We start from the raw sequence: 14,387 nt of genomic DNA, 5'->3' as shown, positions 1-14,387 counted from the left end.
AACGTCTACCGCGCACGGCGCACCCCGTCCTCCTCGGTTTGGAGCGTCATTCTCGTATGAGGCAACGTAGTTATCGGACCGGGTCGGCGACCATCAGCCTGCCCGACTTGGGATGGAATCGAATGCAAACTTAGATCTCGCTCCGCGTCAAGCGAGCCGGTCGACCAGTCCCCACGCGAGGGCCGTTTCCACGTCGAGGGACGCGCCGGTCAGCGCCAGGTGCAGCGTCCGCCACCGGCCGATCCGGCGGGGCAGGCTCACCGTGCCGCCCGCGCCCGGGATCAGGCCCATCGCCACCTCCGGCAGCCGGAACGTCGTTCCCGGGGACGCGACGACGGCGCCCGCGAACGCCGGAAGCTCGACGCCCGCGCCGACGCACGTGCCGTGCACCCGCACCGTGACGCGCTCGCGCAGCCGGTGCAGCGGGAGGGCGGCGCCCGCACGGGTGCGGATGAAGTGCGCGGTGGCGAGGTCGGGCGCGGTGCCGAACTCGGCGAGGTCGCCGCCCGCGCAGAAGACGGGGCCCGCGCCGTCCAGCAGGACCCGCCGGATGGACGTGTCGTGTCCGGGCAGGGAGAGCGCCTCCACCAGGGCGTCGCGCACCTGGCGGCCGTAGGCGTTGCGCCGCTCCGGCCGGTTCAGGGTGACGTGCAGGAGCTCGCCGTCACGGCTGAGCAGGACGGGTTCGGCCACCTCGGCCGGAGGTTCGGCCGGGCCGCGCCCGGCCAGCCAGGACGCGAACTCGCCGCCGCCGAGCAGCGTCGAGTAGGCGAACGACTCAAGGTCGAGCGCCTGCGGCACGTCGAGCCTGACGCCCGCGCGCAGCACCGCGCCCAGCACGGACGCCGCCTGGGGCCGCGCCGCCGCCTTCTCGTGCAGTTCCGCCAGCGCCTCCGGTGGATCCGCGACGCCCACGTAGGGCCTGGGCAGCGCCCGCCCGGACCGCGCCAGCGTGACGTCGAGGTGCGGGGCGAGCACCCGCGCCGCTTCGAGCGGCTGCGCCGTGGCCACCAGCCCGACGAGGATCCCCTCGTACGCGGCGAGCCGCTCGACCGCGCGCCCGAGCACGCCCGCGCCCCGCACCCCGCCCAGATCCACCCCGACCACACCCGGAAACCCGTTCTCGCCCACCGCGAGTTCCTTCACCGCACCCTCGGCCAGCTCCTTCACCGACACCACCGCCACCGCGCTCACGACACCTCCCCAAACCCAAGATCACCGCTGGTCCCGAGTGTAACCCGGCCGCGACCCCGACGGGCCCGGCCTGTGGATAACCCGGTTAGCCTCAGGTCAGGAGGGTGTTGTGGAGGATTTTGCGGACCTGCGGGCCTGGGCGGCGAGCGGCGTCGTGCCGCTCACCGGACGGGCCGGGGAGCCCCCGCTCGTGCCCCCGGGATCGGCGGCGCTGACCGCCGAGCGGCTCGGCGCGCGGTTCACGGCGGCGACGGGCGTCGTCGTGGCCGGGGCGCGGCTGCTCGGCGAACGGGCGGCGGTCACCGGGCGCGGGCGGCGCGGCGACGTCTCGGTGGGCGGGAGCTGTCGGCTGCTGCCCACGCGCGACGGGTGGGCGGCGGTGTCGTGCGCGCGGGACGACGATCCGGCGCTGCTGGGCGCGCTCGCCTTCGCGGAGCCGGATGAGGGGGTGTGGACGGCGGTCGGGCGCTGGCTGCGCGACCACACCGGGGCGGAACTCGCGGAACGGGCGGCGCTGCTCGGCGTCGCGGCGGGTCCCGTCCGGCGGCCGGACGTGCCGCGTCTCCCCGAGCCCGGAGCGCCACGGCCGGTCGCGGGGCTGCTGGTGGTGGACTTCTCCGCGCTGTGGGCGGGGCCGCTGTGCGCGTGTCTGCTCGGACTCGCCGGTGCCCGCGTGGTGAAGGTGGAGACGCCCACCAGGCCGGACGGCGCCCGTCGAGGGAACCCCGCCTTCTACGACCTCCTGCACGCGGGCCACGCGTCGGTCGTCCTCGATCCGGAGACTCCCGACGGGAGGCGGGCGCTCGCCGCCCTGGTGGAGGCCGCCGACATCGTCATCGAGGCGTCACGGCCGCGCGCGCTGGCACGCTGGGGGCTGGACGCGGAGGCCGCCGCAGCGTCGGGCACCACGTGGGTGTCGATCACCGCGCACGGCAGGGGGCTCGACCGCGTCGGGTTCGGCGACGACGTCGCCGCCTCGGCCGGGCTCGTCGCCCGTGACGCGCGCGGCCCGGTCTTCGTCGGCGACGCCCTGGCCGACCCGCTCACCGGGCTGACGGCCGCCGTCCTCGCCGCCTCCACACCACCGGACGGGACGGGAGTCCTGTGGGACGTGTCCATGACGGACGTCGTCGCGGCCACCCTTCCGTGCGTTGCTGAGGGCGTGAGCCTTCGCGTCGAGGGAGAGCCCGGTAGGTGGACGATCCCCACGCCGTCCGGTGCGCTTCCCGTCTCGCCGCCGACCCCGCGCACCGCCGTCCCCGGCCCGGCGTCTCCGTCCGGCGCCGACACCGTGGCCGTCCTCCGCTCGCTCGGGGTCTCACCGCCCTGAACTGCGGCGGGCGTAGGGTGACCGGATGGGCGGTGTGCTGTTCCGGGACGCCGAGGTCGACGGGACGAGGCGGGTCGACGTACGGGTCGCTCAAGGGGTCGTCCTCGAAGTCGGGCCGGGGCTCGCGCGCGCGGGCGAGGACGAGGTCGTCGCCTGTGCGGGCCGGGCTCTGCTTCCTGGCCTGTGCGACCACCATGTGCACCTGCTGGCGCTCGCGGCGGCTGGCAGGTCGGTGCGCTGCGGCCCGCCCGAGGTGCGCGACGCGGCGGCGCTGAAGACGGCGCTGCGGGCCGCCGCGCCGGGCTCCGACGGCTGGATCAGGGGCGTCGGGTACGCCGAGTCCGTCGCGGGCCTGCTCGACGCCGGGGGCCTTGACGCGTTCCGTGCCGACGTGCCCGTCCGGGTGCAGCACCGCAGCGGCGCCCTGTGGATCCTCAACACGGCCGCCGTCCGCGCTGCCGGGCTCGTGGCGGGCGACGACCCCGGGATCGAGCGGGACGGCGCCGGAGAGCCCACGGGCCGGCTGTGGCGGGCGGACGGCTGGCTGCGCTCCAGGCTGCCCGACGCCGACGACGGTTCGGCGCTCGCCAAGGTGGGCGGCTCCCTTACGCGCTACGGAATCACCTCGGTCACCGACGCGACACCCGACCTCGCGTCCGGGGCCGTCGCCAGGCTCGCGCAGGCACGCGCCTCAGGGGCGCTGCCACAACACGTCAGGCTGCTCGGGGCGCGGGAGCCGCTGCCCGAGGGCATGAGCGCGGGCCCCGAGAAGATCGTCATCGCCGACTCGGCTCTGCCGACACCGGAGGAACTCGCCACGAGGATCGCGGCGGCGCACGAGGCGGGCCGCCCGGTGGCCGTCCACTGCGTGACGTATGCGGCGCTCGTCCTTCTCCTCATCGCCTTCGACACGACCGGGGTGCGCGTAGGAGACAGGATCGAGCACGCCGCGCTCGTCCCCGCCGACCTCCTCGACCGGATCAGGCGGCTCGGCCTACGGGTCGTCACCCAGCCCGGATTCCTCGCCGACCGGGGCGACGACTACCTACGCGACGTCCCTCCTACGGACCACCCCGATCTCTACCGCTGCGCCACCCTCCTTGAGGCCGGAATCCCTGTGGCGCTGTCTAGTGACGCCCCCTACGGGCCGCTCGATCCGTGGCTCGTCATGCACGCCGCCGTCCGGAGGCGCGCCCGCTCCGGCGCCGTCGTCGGGCCCGCCGAGCGGATCCCCGCACGCCGCGCCCTGGACGCCTACCTGGCGCCCGCTGACGATCCGGGCGGGCCGGCGCGCCGGATCGTCCCCGGGCTGCCCGCCGATCTCGTGCTGCTGCGCGCGCCGCTCGCCGACGCGCTCGCCGCGCTTCCCGACAACCCGGTGGTGGGTGCCTGGTTCGCCGGACCAACCCCGACGTGCGGGACTTTGGCACCTTTTCACTAGGGTCGGGAATCAGGCGCGGTCAGTCTTCGATTACTACGGAGACGACAAGGACGGAAGGTGCGACATGGCCGGAATACCGGAGATAGTCACTATGGAGCGGCTGGACACGTTCCTCTTCCGAGGCACCGCGACGCCGACCCGGCACACCCGCGTGTTCGGCGGCGAGGTGGCCGCCCAGGCCCTCATGGCGGCGGGCCGGACCGTTCCGGCCGACCGGCTCGTCCACTCCCTCCACGCCTATTTCCTGCGCCCCGGAGACCCCGCGGCGCCGCTCGTCTACCAGGTGGACCCGATCCGTGACGGCGGCAGCTTCACCACCCGGCGGACGGTCGCCGTCCAGCACGGCAAGCCGATCTTCCACCTGTCGGCGTCGTTCCACCGGCCCGAGGAGGGGTTCTCCCATCAGCCCGCCAAGACCGACAGGCCCGAGCCCGAAGAGCTGCCGTCCGACCGCGAGGTGCTGTCGGCGGCGGACACCGCGACCCGCGAGTGGTTCGCCACGGTGCACGGGGACAGCCCGCTGGAGATCAGGTTCGCCGCCGAACTGCCCAGGTTCGCCGCGCTGCGCGGCGAGAGCGCGCCGCCCGTCCAGCGGTTCTGGTTCAGGACCCGCGAGGCGCTGCCCGACGACCCGCTGCTGCATGCCTGCGCCGTCGCCTACGCCTCCGACCTCCTGCTGTTGAGCAGCTCCGTCGCGCCGCACGCCACGACGCTCGACAGCGGCGGCCTCCAGTTCGCCAGCCTCGACCACACGCTGTGGCTGCACGCCACGCCGCGCGCCGACGACTGGGTCTTCTACGACCAGGAGGGGCTGTGGGCGGGCGGCGCCCGCGCGCTGTGCCGGGGCTCGCTGACGGACCGTTCCCACCGGCTCATAGGCAGCGTCGTGCAGGAGGGGCTCATCCGGCCCCTCCGGTAAGTCGCGGACCGGCCGCGATCATGCGGCTAAGGTCCCCGGTAGAACGTCCGCGTACGAAAGGAACCTCATGGCGCTCGGCTGGAAGCTCGTCTTCGACGCCGCGGATCCGCACCACCAGGCCGTCTTCTGGGCGGACGCGCTCGGCTACGAGGTCGAGGACAACAGCCCGCTCATCGAGCACCTGCTGAAGTCCGGCGCGATCCCGCCGGACCTCACCGTCGAGTTCGCCGGGCGGCTCTTCTTCCGGGACGCCGCGGCCGTCCGGCACCCCGACGACCCGTTCGACCCGGTGAGCGGGACGGGCTACGGCCGCCGCCTGCTGTTCAACCGGGTGCCCGAGCCCAAGACGGGCAAGAACCGGCTCCACGTGGACGTCCACGCGCCGGAGGGCGAGCGGGACGCCGTGGTCGACCGGCTCGTGGGGCGGGGGGCCACGGTGCTCAGGCGGGTCGCCGAGCCCGCGGGTTCCTGGACCGTCATGGCCGACCCCGAGGGCAACGAGTTCTGCGTGTCCTGACCCCTGCGGCGGGAGCCCTCGGGTGAGGGCCCCCGCCGCGCCCGAGTGACGGGCAAGGAGGCGCCGTTCAGGCGGCCTCCCAGCTCAGAAGAAGTGGCTGTCTCCCAGCCCGGTGAAGGCGTCCTGGTCGTGGCATCCCGGCAGCGGCGGGAAGACGAAGTCGCAGCCGGGGCCCCCGGAGACGGCGGTGGCGGCCGTCGGCGCCGTCGCGGGAGCCGCGTGGGCGGCGGCGGGCAGGCCGAGCCAGACGCCCGCCGCGACGATGACCCCTACCGTCGTCCGGCGACCGAGACGTACATTACCCATCGCAGAACCTCCATTACAGAGAGTAACCGATGGATGGAGTATGTCACGTGCTTCCGAATTGTCGCGGCGGGGCCCCCGGACAGCGGTGGACCCCTTCCCAGGGGAAGGGGCCGTCGAGTGATCGTCAGGGAAACGCGGGCTCACCAGTAGTAGTAGCCCCAGCTGTCCCCGTACCACCAATCGTCGAAGTCGCAGTAACCTCCCCATCCGTCGCACCAGTACGGGCCGCCGCCCGCAGGAGCCGTCACGGGTGCGGTCGAAGCGGTCGTAGCGGACGCGTTCGCCGCCGGCGCCGCCACGAGGACCCCGCCGACCAGTGCTCCCGCGACCATGAGCCCGCGAGCGAAGCTCGAAGCACTCATCACGAACCCTCCTCACTTGGAGTGACCATCACCTCCACTGTCACATGACAGACCGTGATCAACTCAAGGGATTGCGCCCACCCAAACCCTTCTGTCGCCTCCATTTGGCATAAACCACGAAAAGCGCCTATTCCCGAGATTCAGCCCTTGCGCTCCGCCAACCCAACCGACCCACGCCCCGGACGGGCGAACGCGGCCCAGATTCTGTCGGGCCGGTTCCGGGCCTTCTGCCGCCCGCAAAGCGGTGTTAGCGTCGCGCACATGCGACGGCAACCCTCACTGCGCGGCAGGCGCGTCCTCATCACCGGTGCGGCCCGCGGGATCGGCGCGGCCCTCGCCCGACGGCTGCACGGGCGCGGCGCGCGCGTACTGCTCACCGGGCTGGAACCGGAACTCCTCGCCGAGGTGGCCGCCGACTGCGGCGACGCCCCCTACCGGCCCGCCGACGTCGCCTCACGCGCCGATCTCGCCGAGGCCGTCGCCGACCTCGCCGGGCCCGTCGGCGGGCTCGACGTTGTGGTGGCGAACGCCGGGATCGCCAGACAGTGGGCCGTCGCCGAGGGCGACCCCGCGGTCCTGGAGACGACGCTCCGGGTCAACGTGATGGGCACCGTCCACACGCTGCAGGCGGCCGTGCCGCATCTCTCCCACCCCCGTGGTTACGCCCTTCTCGTCTCCTCTCTCGCCGCCGCCGTCCACGCGCCCCTCCTGGGCGCCTACAGCGCGTCCAAGGCCGCCGTCGAGGCGCTGGGCAACACCCTGCGCCAGGAACTCGCCCCGACCGGCGCCCGGGTGGGCGTCGCGTACTTCGCCGAACTCGACACCGACATGACCCACCGGGGCTTCGGCACCGAGGCCGCCTCGCTGCTGCGCACCCCGACCTCCTTCATCAGCGGCGTCACCCCCTTGTCCGTCGGCATCGACGCCCTGGAGCACGGCATCGCCTGGCGCGCCCGCCGCGTCTGCGCCCCCCGCTGGGTGGGCCCGCTGCTCCCCTTCCGCGCGATCGCCCAACGCGTCCTCGAAGTCTCACTCCCCGCGACGCTCCCCCACGCCGTGGCCCTCGCCACCACCGAGGACGCACCCTTCACCACCCCCCAACCCACCGACGACCCCGCCCCCCTCCCCTAACCCCGCTCAAGTCCACCGGGCCCCTCAGCCAGCCCCCACTCAGCCCAACGAGCCCCTCAGCTAGCCCACTCGCCACCCCAACGAGCCCTCAGCTAGCCCCCGCGCCAGCCCGACGGACCCTCAGCGGATCGCGGGAGGCGCTCCGGTCGTGGGGCAGAGGGCTTTGAGGGTCAGAGGGCTTTGAGGAAGGTGGCGGCCAGGGGGGCGGCGGTGCGGCCGCCGTCGCCGCCGGACGGGACGAGGACGGCGAAGGCGAGGTCGCCCCGGTAGCCGACGAACCAGGCGTGGGCGGCGCCGGTGGCGTCGTACTCGGCGGTGCCGGTCTTGCCGTGGGTGCCCGGCGGCAGCCCCGCCGACGCGGCGGTGCCGGAGGTGACGACGGCCGCCATCAGCGGGCGGAGCACGGACACGACGGCGGCCGGGAGTGGCCGCGGGTCGGGGACGTCCTCGCCGGCCTGGGCGTAGGCGCCCACGGGGAACATGACGGGCGAGCGCCACGTGCCGTTCGCGACGGCCGCCGCGACCGCCGCCATGGTGAGCGGCGACACCAGGACCCGGCCCTGCCCGATGGCCGCCTCGGCGAGGTCGGCGGTGCCGGACGGCGCGGGGAAGCTCGGCCGGGCGGCGTTGAACGCGAACGGCCGGTTGAAGGCGAACAGTTCGGCCGCGTCCGTCATCCCCGCCGCCTGTGCCCGGTTCACCCCGAGGTCGGCGAACGTCGTGTTGCAGGACCTGGCGAACGCCGTCCGCAGCGTTGTGGTGCCGAGGTCCAGCCCGTCGTGGTTGGTGATGGTGCGCTGCCCGATGAGCTTGCTCGCGGGGCAGGAGACCGAGGAGGACGGCGACAGCCCGGACGACGCGAGCGCGGCGGCCGTGACGATCTTGAAGGTGGAGCCGGGCGGATAGGCGCCCTGCGTGACTGCCTGGCTGCTGACACCGTCGGCCAGGGCGAGGACCGCGCCCGTCGAGGGGCGCAGCGCGACCAGCGCCGTCGGTTTGGGCGCCTCCTTCACCACCTTGTCGGCGGCGGCCTGCGCCTTGGCGTCCAGCGTCGTCTGGAGCTTGGGCGCTTTCGGCTCGCTGAACACCTTGATGGGCGTCCCGTCGAGGAAGACGCCCCAGCCCGTCGCGCCCGACCCCGTCTGGTACTGGCCGCGCAGCCTGTCCACGTACTGCGTGACGGACGACGTGGGCGAGATCGGCGAGCCGTCGGCGTAGACGGCGTTGCCCGTCGGCGCCTCCGTCTCCCGCAGCTGTAGGGCGCCGCCCCGCGCCAGTTCGGGGGCGAGCGTCGCCGGGCCCCACACGACCCGCCAGTGCCGCTCCACGACCCGCAGGCGCAGGCTCGACTCCACGGCCCACTCCCCCGGCGGCAGCTCGCGTACCGCCGTGAAGTCCGCCTTCGCCTCCTGCTCCCCGACGCGCACCACCGGGCGGGTGCTGAGGTTCAGCGACCTCACCTGGAGCGCCTTGCTGAACTCCCGGTGCTGGGTCACGAAGTCGCTCGGCGGGTGCGCGACGAGCGTCCGCATCGCGTCGAAATCCCCGGCCCGCCAGTAGGCGAAGTACTCGGCCGCGACGTCCCGTGGATCGCCCTTCACCCGCAGATGCAGGTACAGACCGCCGCCCGCGCCCGCGAGCAGCGCCGTCCCGAGGATGATCGCCAGCCAGCGCACGCCACGCCTCCAGATCTGAGAAGTTCAGCTGAGGCAATCTAGGACATCGCACCCGTTTCACGACAGGGATCTTGAACTTCTCCTTTCCCGATCGGGCTTTTCCGCCGCCTTCGGGCCCTGCAATACGATGGCGGGAGCAGACGCCCACGGAGGGGATGGAATGTCGGGGAACGTACGGCCGATCACGCTCATCGGGGACCCGGTCCTCCATCGGCCGCTCAAGGAGGTGACGGAGTTCGACGACGCGCTGCGCCAGCTCGCCGACGACATGTTCGCGAGCATGTACGCGGCCAACGGCGTCGGGCTCGCCGCCAACCAGATCGGCGTCGACCTGCGGATCTTCGTCTACGACTGCGTCGACGACCACGGCGAGCAGCACAAGGGCGTCGTGGTGAACCCGACGGTCGAGTTCCCCGACCGCGACCGCACCCTCGACAACGACTCCGAGGGCTGCCTCTCGGTGCCGGGGCCCTACGCCGACGTCGCCCGTGTCGACCACGTGCACTGCCACGGGTTCGACCTCGACGGCGACCCCGTCTCGCTGCACGGCACCGGGCAGCTCGCCCGCTGCTTCCAGCACGAGACCGACCACCTCAACGGGAAGCTCTACGTCGACCGGATCCCGGCGAAGGCGCGCAAGCAGGTGCTGCGCGAGTACGAGGCGCGCAAGGCCGAGGCCGCCGCCTCCTCCTGACCCGCCCCGCGCCGCGCGCCGCGCCAGGCGGAACGCGCGGGCGGGCGTGACGGCTCTTCATCCGGGTGAGAGGGTCTCGCGCAACAGCCGAGTGAGGCCCTCCACCCTGGTCAGTGACTCCTGGTAGAGGCCGCGTGCCTCCTCCAGCTGTTCCAGTGCGGTGCTGATCGGCACGTCGTCGTCGCCGAGCAGGATCTCGGCGAACAGCACCTCCGTCGCGGCGAGCACGCCGGTGGCCGCGCCCCGGGTGACGCCGCCCTTCATCTCGGTGAGCTGGCGCACCGTCCGCATCAGCCGTTTGAGCACCATCGTGGGGTGCTGGCCCGGCGGCGCCACCGAGCGGTACCCCGCGTCGAACCGCTTCCAGTCGCGGTACATGCCGCCGGGCCCGGCGAGCTGCTCGACCGTGGCCAGCAGCCGCCCGACGGCGTACGCCGCGTCGCCGTGCGCCTGGGCTTCCTCGCCGGGGCGCAGCACCGCCAGCGCCCGCCGCACCGCGCCCGGCTCCATGTTGTTCGCCTCGTGCCTCATCGTGATCCCCTCTCGTGTCGGTCGCGCCCATCCTCGCCCCCACCCACCAGGACAAATCCCACCGAACACCATTCTGTGGATAAGTTTTTTTCGCGACCGGATCACGGCCGGGCGCACGGCGTCACCCTGCCGCCCGCCCGCGCCGGAACGCGCGGAAACACGACGGCCGGGGCGGGGCCGCGACGCACGTCCGGCTAGGGTGTGGCGACGGTTCGGGCAGCGGGAAGCGGAGGTCAGGCGTGGTCGAGTTCGGCGATGCGATGGTGGAGTTCTGGCGCGAGTACCACCTGTGCACGTTGACGACGCTGCGGCCCGACGGCACCGCGCACGTCGTCCCGGTCGGGGTGACGCTCGACCCCGAGGCCGGGCTCGCCCGGATCATCTGCGACGGCGGGTCGCGCAAGGCCCGCAACGCCGCGCTGCCGGGCGCGCGCGCCGTCGTCTGCCAGGTGGACAAGGGCCGCTACACCACGCTGGAGGGCACCGCGACGGTGCGCCGTGAGCCGGAGGCGGTGGCCGAGGCCGTCCGGCGCTACACCGAGCGCTACCGGACGCCGCGCGAGAACCCGAACCGGGTGGTCATCGAGATCAGGATCGACCGGGTGATCGGCAGCGTGAAGTGACCGTCCACTTCATCGGCGCGGGCCCCGGCGCGGCCGACCTCGTCACCGTCAGGGCGCAGCGGATCATCGAGCGGGCGCCGGTCTGCCTGTACGCGGGGGCTCTCGTGCCCGCCGAGCTGCTCGACGGGTGTCCGCCCGGCGCGCGCAAGGTGGACACCGCGAACCTCGATCTCGACGCGATCCTCGCCGAGCTGACCGCCGCGCACGCGGCGGGGCACGACGTGGCGCGGCTGCACTCGGGCGATCCGTCGGTGTTCAGCGCGATGGCCGAACAGATGCGCCGCCTCGACGCGGCGGGCATCCCCTACGAGGTCGTGCCCGGCGTTCCGGCGTTCGCGGCGGCGGCGGCCTCGCTGCGTCGTGAGCTGACCGTTCCCGGCGTCGGGCAGACGGTCGTCCTGACGCGGACCGCCGCGCGCGCGACCCCCATGCCCGAAGGCGAGGACTTGCCTTCGCTGGCCCGTAGCCGCAGCACGATGGTGCTGCACCTGGCCGTGCAGCGGATCGACGAGGTGGTCGCCGACCTGGTGCCGTCCTACGGCGCGGACTGCCCGGCCGCCGTCGTCGCCTACGCGTCGCGGCCCGACGAGATCGTGCTGCGCGGCGCCCTCGCCGACCTGCCCGGCCTCGTGCGCGACGCGGGCGTCCGCCGCACCGCCGTCATCATCGTGGGCCGGGTGCTGGCCGCCGAGGGCTTCCCCGACAGCCACCTGTACTCCACTACCCGCGTCCGCCACTGACCGCTCCCGGTGGCCCGCCTACCGCGCGCGCCTGATTGGGTTGGGCCATGAGATCCGTGCTCGTGCTGGGCGGGACGGGCGAGGCCAGGAGGCTGGCTGACGCCCTGTCGGCCGTCCCCCGCCTTCGGACGGTCTCCTCTCTGGCCGGGCGGGTGGCGCGACCTGCGCTGCCCTCGGGCGAGGTCAGAACGGGCGGCTTCGGAGGCCCCGAAGGGCTCGCCGCGTGGCTGGCCGCCGAGCGGATCGACCTGCTCGTGGACGCCACCCATCCGTTCGCCTCCGGTATGACGGCCTCCGCCGCCGAGGCGGCCTCCCGTACGGGCGTCCCCCTCCTCGTGCTGCGCAGGCCCGGCTGGGAGCCGGTGCCCGGCGACCGGTGGCGGTGGGCGTCCGACGTCGCCGAGGCGGCCCGCGCGCTTCCGGGGCTCGGCCACCGGGTGTTCCTGACCACCGGCCGTCAGACCATCAGCGCGTTCGCCCACCTCGACGACCTGTGGTTCCTCGCGAGGTCGGTCGATCCTCCAGCACCGCCCCTGCCCCGCAACCTACGGACGGTCCTGGATCGCGGCCCCTTCACCCTCGACGGGGAACTCGGCCTCATGCGTGAGCACGCCATCGACGTCCTCGTCACGAAGGACAGCGGCGGGCCCATGACGTCGGCCAAGCTCGCCGCAGCGCGCGCGCTGGGCGTGCCCGTCCTCCTGGTCCGGCGCCCACCGCTGCCCGAGGGCGTCGCGGTGGTCTCCACGACGGAGGCCGCCGTCGCCTGGGTCCGCGACCGCACCCCTCAGGCGGGGTAGCGGCGCGGCGTGTAGACGACGGTACGGCCCGCCCGCTCGACGGCCCTGGTGGTCGACGAACCGATGATCACGAGGGTGCGCATGTCCACGTCGGCCGGGGCGAACTCTGCGAGCGTCGTCACGGTCAGGCGCTCCTGCGCGCCGCCCACGTCCCTGCCGAGCACCACGGGCGTCTCCGGCGCGCGGTGTTCGAGGAACAGCGCGCGCGCTTTCTCGATCTGCTCACGCCGCGTCTTGGACGCCGGGTTGTAGAGCGCGACGACAAGGTCGGCCCTGGCGGCGGCGGTCAGCCGTTCGGCGACGACGTCCCAGGGCTTGAGGATGTCCGACAGCGAGATCACGCAGAAGTCGTGCCCGAGCGGCGCCCCGGCCCGCGCCGCGACGGCCTGCGCGGCGGTGAGGCCCGGCAGGACGCGCACCGGCACCCCGGCGAACCGATCCCGCTCGGCGACCTCCAGGACGGCGCTGGCCATCGCGAACACGCCGGGGTCGCCCGAGGACACGACGGCGACCCGCGCGCCCTCCAGGGCCAGTTCCAGCGCGTGCGCGGCGCGTTCCGCCTCGACCCGGTTGTCGGTCGGGAAGCGGCGCTGCCTGGGGTTGGGCGGCACCCGGTCCAGGTACGGGCCGTAGCCGACGAGGGTGTCGGCGGCGGCGAGCGCGTCCTGGGCCTCGGGTGTCAGCCAGGGCCGTCCGGCGGGCCCGAGGCCGACGACGACGACCTCGCCGCCGCCCTTGGCCGCCCTGGACGGCGTCAGTTCCTGCCGCACCGGGACGTGCGCGTTCATCGGGCTCGGTAGCAGGGCCAGCGAGAAGTAGGGCGCGGAAGCCGGATCGACGTCTGCGAGCCGCTCGATCCGCTCGGATCCGGTCGTGGCGCGCTCCACATACCAGGCTTCGTCGAGCCGTCCCGCGGCCTCCAGGGCGGCGCGCACCTTCGGGAACGTCCTGCCGAGCTTCAGGACGGCCACCGCGTCGCTGCCAGCCAGGTGGCCCGCCAGCGTCTCCTCCGGAAGGGTGCCGGGCAGGACCGTCAGGGTCTCCTCGCCCTCCACGAGCGGACGGCCCAGCGCCGCCGAAGCACCGCTGACCGACGTGACGCCGGGGACGACCTCGGCCTCGTACCTGTCGGCGAGCCGCTTGTGCAGGTGCATGTACGAGCCGTAGAAGAGCGGATCCCCTTCGGCGAGGACCACGACGTCGCGTCCCGCGTCCAGGTGCGCGGCGAGCCTTGCCGCGCACTCCTCGTAGAACTCCTCCAGCGCGCCCCGGTAGCCGCCGGGGTGGTCGGTCGTCTCCGTCGTCACCGGGTACAGCAGGAGTTCCTCGACCTGGCCCGGACGCAGGTAGGGGGCCGCTACCGACCTCGCGATAGAGCGGCCGTGCCGCGCCGCGTGGTAGGCGATGACCTCGGCCGCGCCGATAAGGCGGGCCGCCTTGACCGTCACCAGTTCGGGGTCTCCAGGGCCGAGCCCGACCCCGTAGAGCTTGCCGGTGCGCATCACTCCTCCTCGCTGGCGATGGCGTTGACGGCGGCGACGGCCATGGCGCTGCCGCCACGACGGCCGTGCACGACGACGTAAGGCAGGCCGCTCGCTGCGAGCGCCTCCTTGGACTCGGCGGCACCGATGAACCCGACCGGCACGCCGATGACCAGGGCCGGTGTGCCAGCACCTGCGGCGACCAGCTCAAGCAGCCGGAACAGGGCGGTGGGGGCGTTGCCGACGGCGACGACCGCGCCGTCGAGGCGGTCGCGCCACAGCTCCAGCGCGGCGGCGCTGCGGGTCGTCGCCAGCGCGGCGGCGAGGCCGGGAACACGGGGGTCGTCGAGGGTGCAGACGATCTCGTTCGCTACCGGCAGACGTCGGCGGGTGATCCCTGAGGCGACCATCTTGGCGTCGCACAGGATCGGCGCCCCGCCGAGCAGCGCCGCGCGGCCCGCCGCGACGCCGCCGGGCGACCACGCGACGTCCCGCACCAGGTCGGTCATCCCGCAGGTGTGGATCATGCGGACCACGACGCGGGCGACGTCGTCGGGCAGTCCCGCGAGGTCGGCCTCGGCGCGGATCGTCGCGAACGAGCGCCGGTAGATCTCCGCGCCGTCGCGGATGTACTCCATCAGT

General features: G+C 73.7%; 16 protein-coding genes. 9 read left to right on the top strand and 7 right to left on the bottom strand.

The genetic code is table 11. The annotated features are described in order from the left end of the window. Nucleotides 1-147: 147 nt before the first annotated feature. Nucleotides 148-1,194, bottom strand: coding sequence for an enoyl-CoA hydratase/isomerase family protein (locus LO762_RS33390; RefSeq protein WP_230613279.1), 1,047 nt, complete (start codon nt 1,192-1,194; stop codon nt 148-150). Nucleotides 1,195-1,303: 109 nt separating this feature from the next. Between LO762_RS33390 and LO762_RS33385 the strand changes: the two genes are divergently transcribed. The 4 genes from LO762_RS33385 (at nt 1,304) to LO762_RS06480 (ending at nt 5,401) form a co-directional block, all read left to right on the top strand. Continuing rightward, complete coding sequence (locus LO762_RS33385) at nt 1,304-2,524, top strand: CoA transferase (RefSeq protein WP_230613278.1); 1,221 nt, start codon at nt 1,304-1,306, stop codon at nt 2,522-2,524. 25 nt (nt 2,525-2,549) lie between these two features. Beyond that, nucleotides 2,550-3,965 (top strand): amidohydrolase family protein, encoded by a 1,416-nt coding sequence (locus LO762_RS06490; protein ID WP_230613277.1) that lies wholly within the window; start codon nt 2,550-2,552, stop codon nt 3,963-3,965. A 91-nt stretch (nt 3,966-4,056) separates the two neighbouring features. After that, nucleotides 4,057-4,884: an acyl-CoA thioesterase II gene (locus tag LO762_RS06485; RefSeq protein WP_230613276.1), complete on the top strand. Its 828-nt coding sequence runs from the start codon at nt 4,057-4,059 to the stop codon at nt 4,882-4,884. 67 nt (nt 4,885-4,951) lie between these two features. Next, nucleotides 4,952-5,401, top strand: coding sequence for a VOC family protein (locus tag LO762_RS06480; protein ID WP_230613275.1), 450 nt, complete (start codon nt 4,952-4,954; stop codon nt 5,399-5,401). An 84-nt stretch (nt 5,402-5,485) separates the two neighbouring features. Here LO762_RS06480 and LO762_RS06475 read toward each other — a convergent pair whose 3' ends face one another. Both LO762_RS06475 and LO762_RS06470 read right to left on the bottom strand, forming a co-directional pair. After that, a complete protein-coding gene (locus tag LO762_RS06475; RefSeq protein WP_230613274.1) occupies nt 5,486-5,707 on the bottom strand; it encodes a hypothetical protein in 222 nt (73 codons plus the stop codon). Nucleotides 5,708-5,847: 140 nt separating this feature from the next. Further along, nucleotides 5,848-6,069, bottom strand: a complete 222-nt coding sequence (locus LO762_RS06470; protein ID WP_230613273.1) for a hypothetical protein — start codon at nt 6,067-6,069, stop codon at nt 5,848-5,850. A 261-nt stretch (nt 6,070-6,330) separates the two neighbouring features. Between LO762_RS06470 and LO762_RS06465 the strand changes: the two genes are divergently transcribed. Next, nucleotides 6,331-7,200 carry an SDR family NAD(P)-dependent oxidoreductase gene (locus tag LO762_RS06465; protein WP_230613272.1) on the top strand — a complete coding sequence of 290 codons (870 nt, stop codon included), beginning with the start codon at nt 6,331-6,333 and terminating at the stop codon, nt 7,198-7,200. A 170-nt stretch (nt 7,201-7,370) separates the two neighbouring features. On the opposite strand, the gene LO762_RS06460 is transcribed toward LO762_RS06465, so the two are convergent. Then, nucleotides 7,371-8,876 (bottom strand): penicillin-binding transpeptidase domain-containing protein, encoded by a 1,506-nt coding sequence (locus LO762_RS06460; RefSeq protein WP_230613271.1) that lies wholly within the window; start codon nt 8,874-8,876, stop codon nt 7,371-7,373. Nucleotides 8,877-9,036: 160 nt separating this feature from the next. Here LO762_RS06460 and def point away from each other — a divergent pair, with 160 nt between their 5' ends. Continuing rightward, nucleotides 9,037-9,570, top strand: coding sequence for a peptide deformylase (def, locus tag LO762_RS06455; protein ID WP_230613270.1), 534 nt, complete (start codon nt 9,037-9,039; stop codon nt 9,568-9,570). Between the two features lie 57 nt (nt 9,571-9,627). Here def and LO762_RS06450 read toward each other — a convergent pair whose 3' ends face one another. After that, nucleotides 9,628-10,101, bottom strand: coding sequence for a hypothetical protein (locus LO762_RS06450; protein ID WP_230613269.1), 474 nt, complete (start codon nt 10,099-10,101; stop codon nt 9,628-9,630). A 260-nt stretch (nt 10,102-10,361) separates the two neighbouring features. On the opposite strand from LO762_RS06450, the gene LO762_RS06445 reads away from it, so the two are divergent. Genes LO762_RS06445 through LO762_RS06435 form a run of 3 tightly spaced genes read left to right on the top strand, consistent with a single transcriptional unit; the run spans nt 10,362 to nt 12,264 of the window. Beyond that, the gene (locus tag LO762_RS06445; protein WP_230613597.1) at nt 10,362-10,724 is read left to right on the top strand and encodes a pyridoxamine 5'-phosphate oxidase family protein; all 363 of its coding nucleotides are present in this window, start codon (nt 10,362-10,364) and stop codon (nt 10,722-10,724) included. Beyond that, nucleotides 10,721-11,464 carry a precorrin-4 C(11)-methyltransferase gene (cobM, locus tag LO762_RS06440; protein ID WP_230613268.1) on the top strand — a complete coding sequence of 248 codons (744 nt, stop codon included), beginning with the start codon at nt 10,721-10,723 and terminating at the stop codon, nt 11,462-11,464. Before LO762_RS06445 ends, cobM begins: the two co-directional genes overlap by 4 nt. Nucleotides 11,465-11,511: 47 nt before the next feature. Further along, nucleotides 11,512-12,264, top strand: a complete 753-nt coding sequence (locus LO762_RS06435; protein WP_230613267.1) for a cobalt-precorrin-6A reductase — start codon at nt 11,512-11,514, stop codon at nt 12,262-12,264. On the opposite strand, the gene LO762_RS06430 is transcribed toward LO762_RS06435, so the two are convergent. Continuing rightward, nucleotides 12,252-13,766: a precorrin-2 C(20)-methyltransferase gene (locus tag LO762_RS06430; RefSeq protein WP_230613266.1), complete on the bottom strand. Its 1,515-nt coding sequence runs from the start codon at nt 13,764-13,766 to the stop codon at nt 12,252-12,254. The two genes, LO762_RS06435 and LO762_RS06430, sit on opposite strands and share 13 nt — an antisense overlap. After that, a complete protein-coding gene (locus tag LO762_RS06425; protein ID WP_230613595.1) occupies nt 13,766-14,386 on the bottom strand; it encodes a precorrin-8X methylmutase in 621 nt (206 codons plus the stop codon). Before LO762_RS06425 ends, LO762_RS06430 begins: the two co-directional genes overlap by 1 nt. Nucleotide 14,387 lies beyond the last annotated feature (1 nt).

The sequence above is a fragment of the Actinocorallia sp. API 0066 genome, assembly GCF_020991275.1.
Taxonomy (GTDB): Bacteria; Actinomycetota; Actinomycetes; order Streptosporangiales; family Streptosporangiaceae; genus Actinocorallia.
Note: the sequence above shows the minus strand (reverse complement) of the source record. Positions and strands in the feature narration are given on the sequence as shown.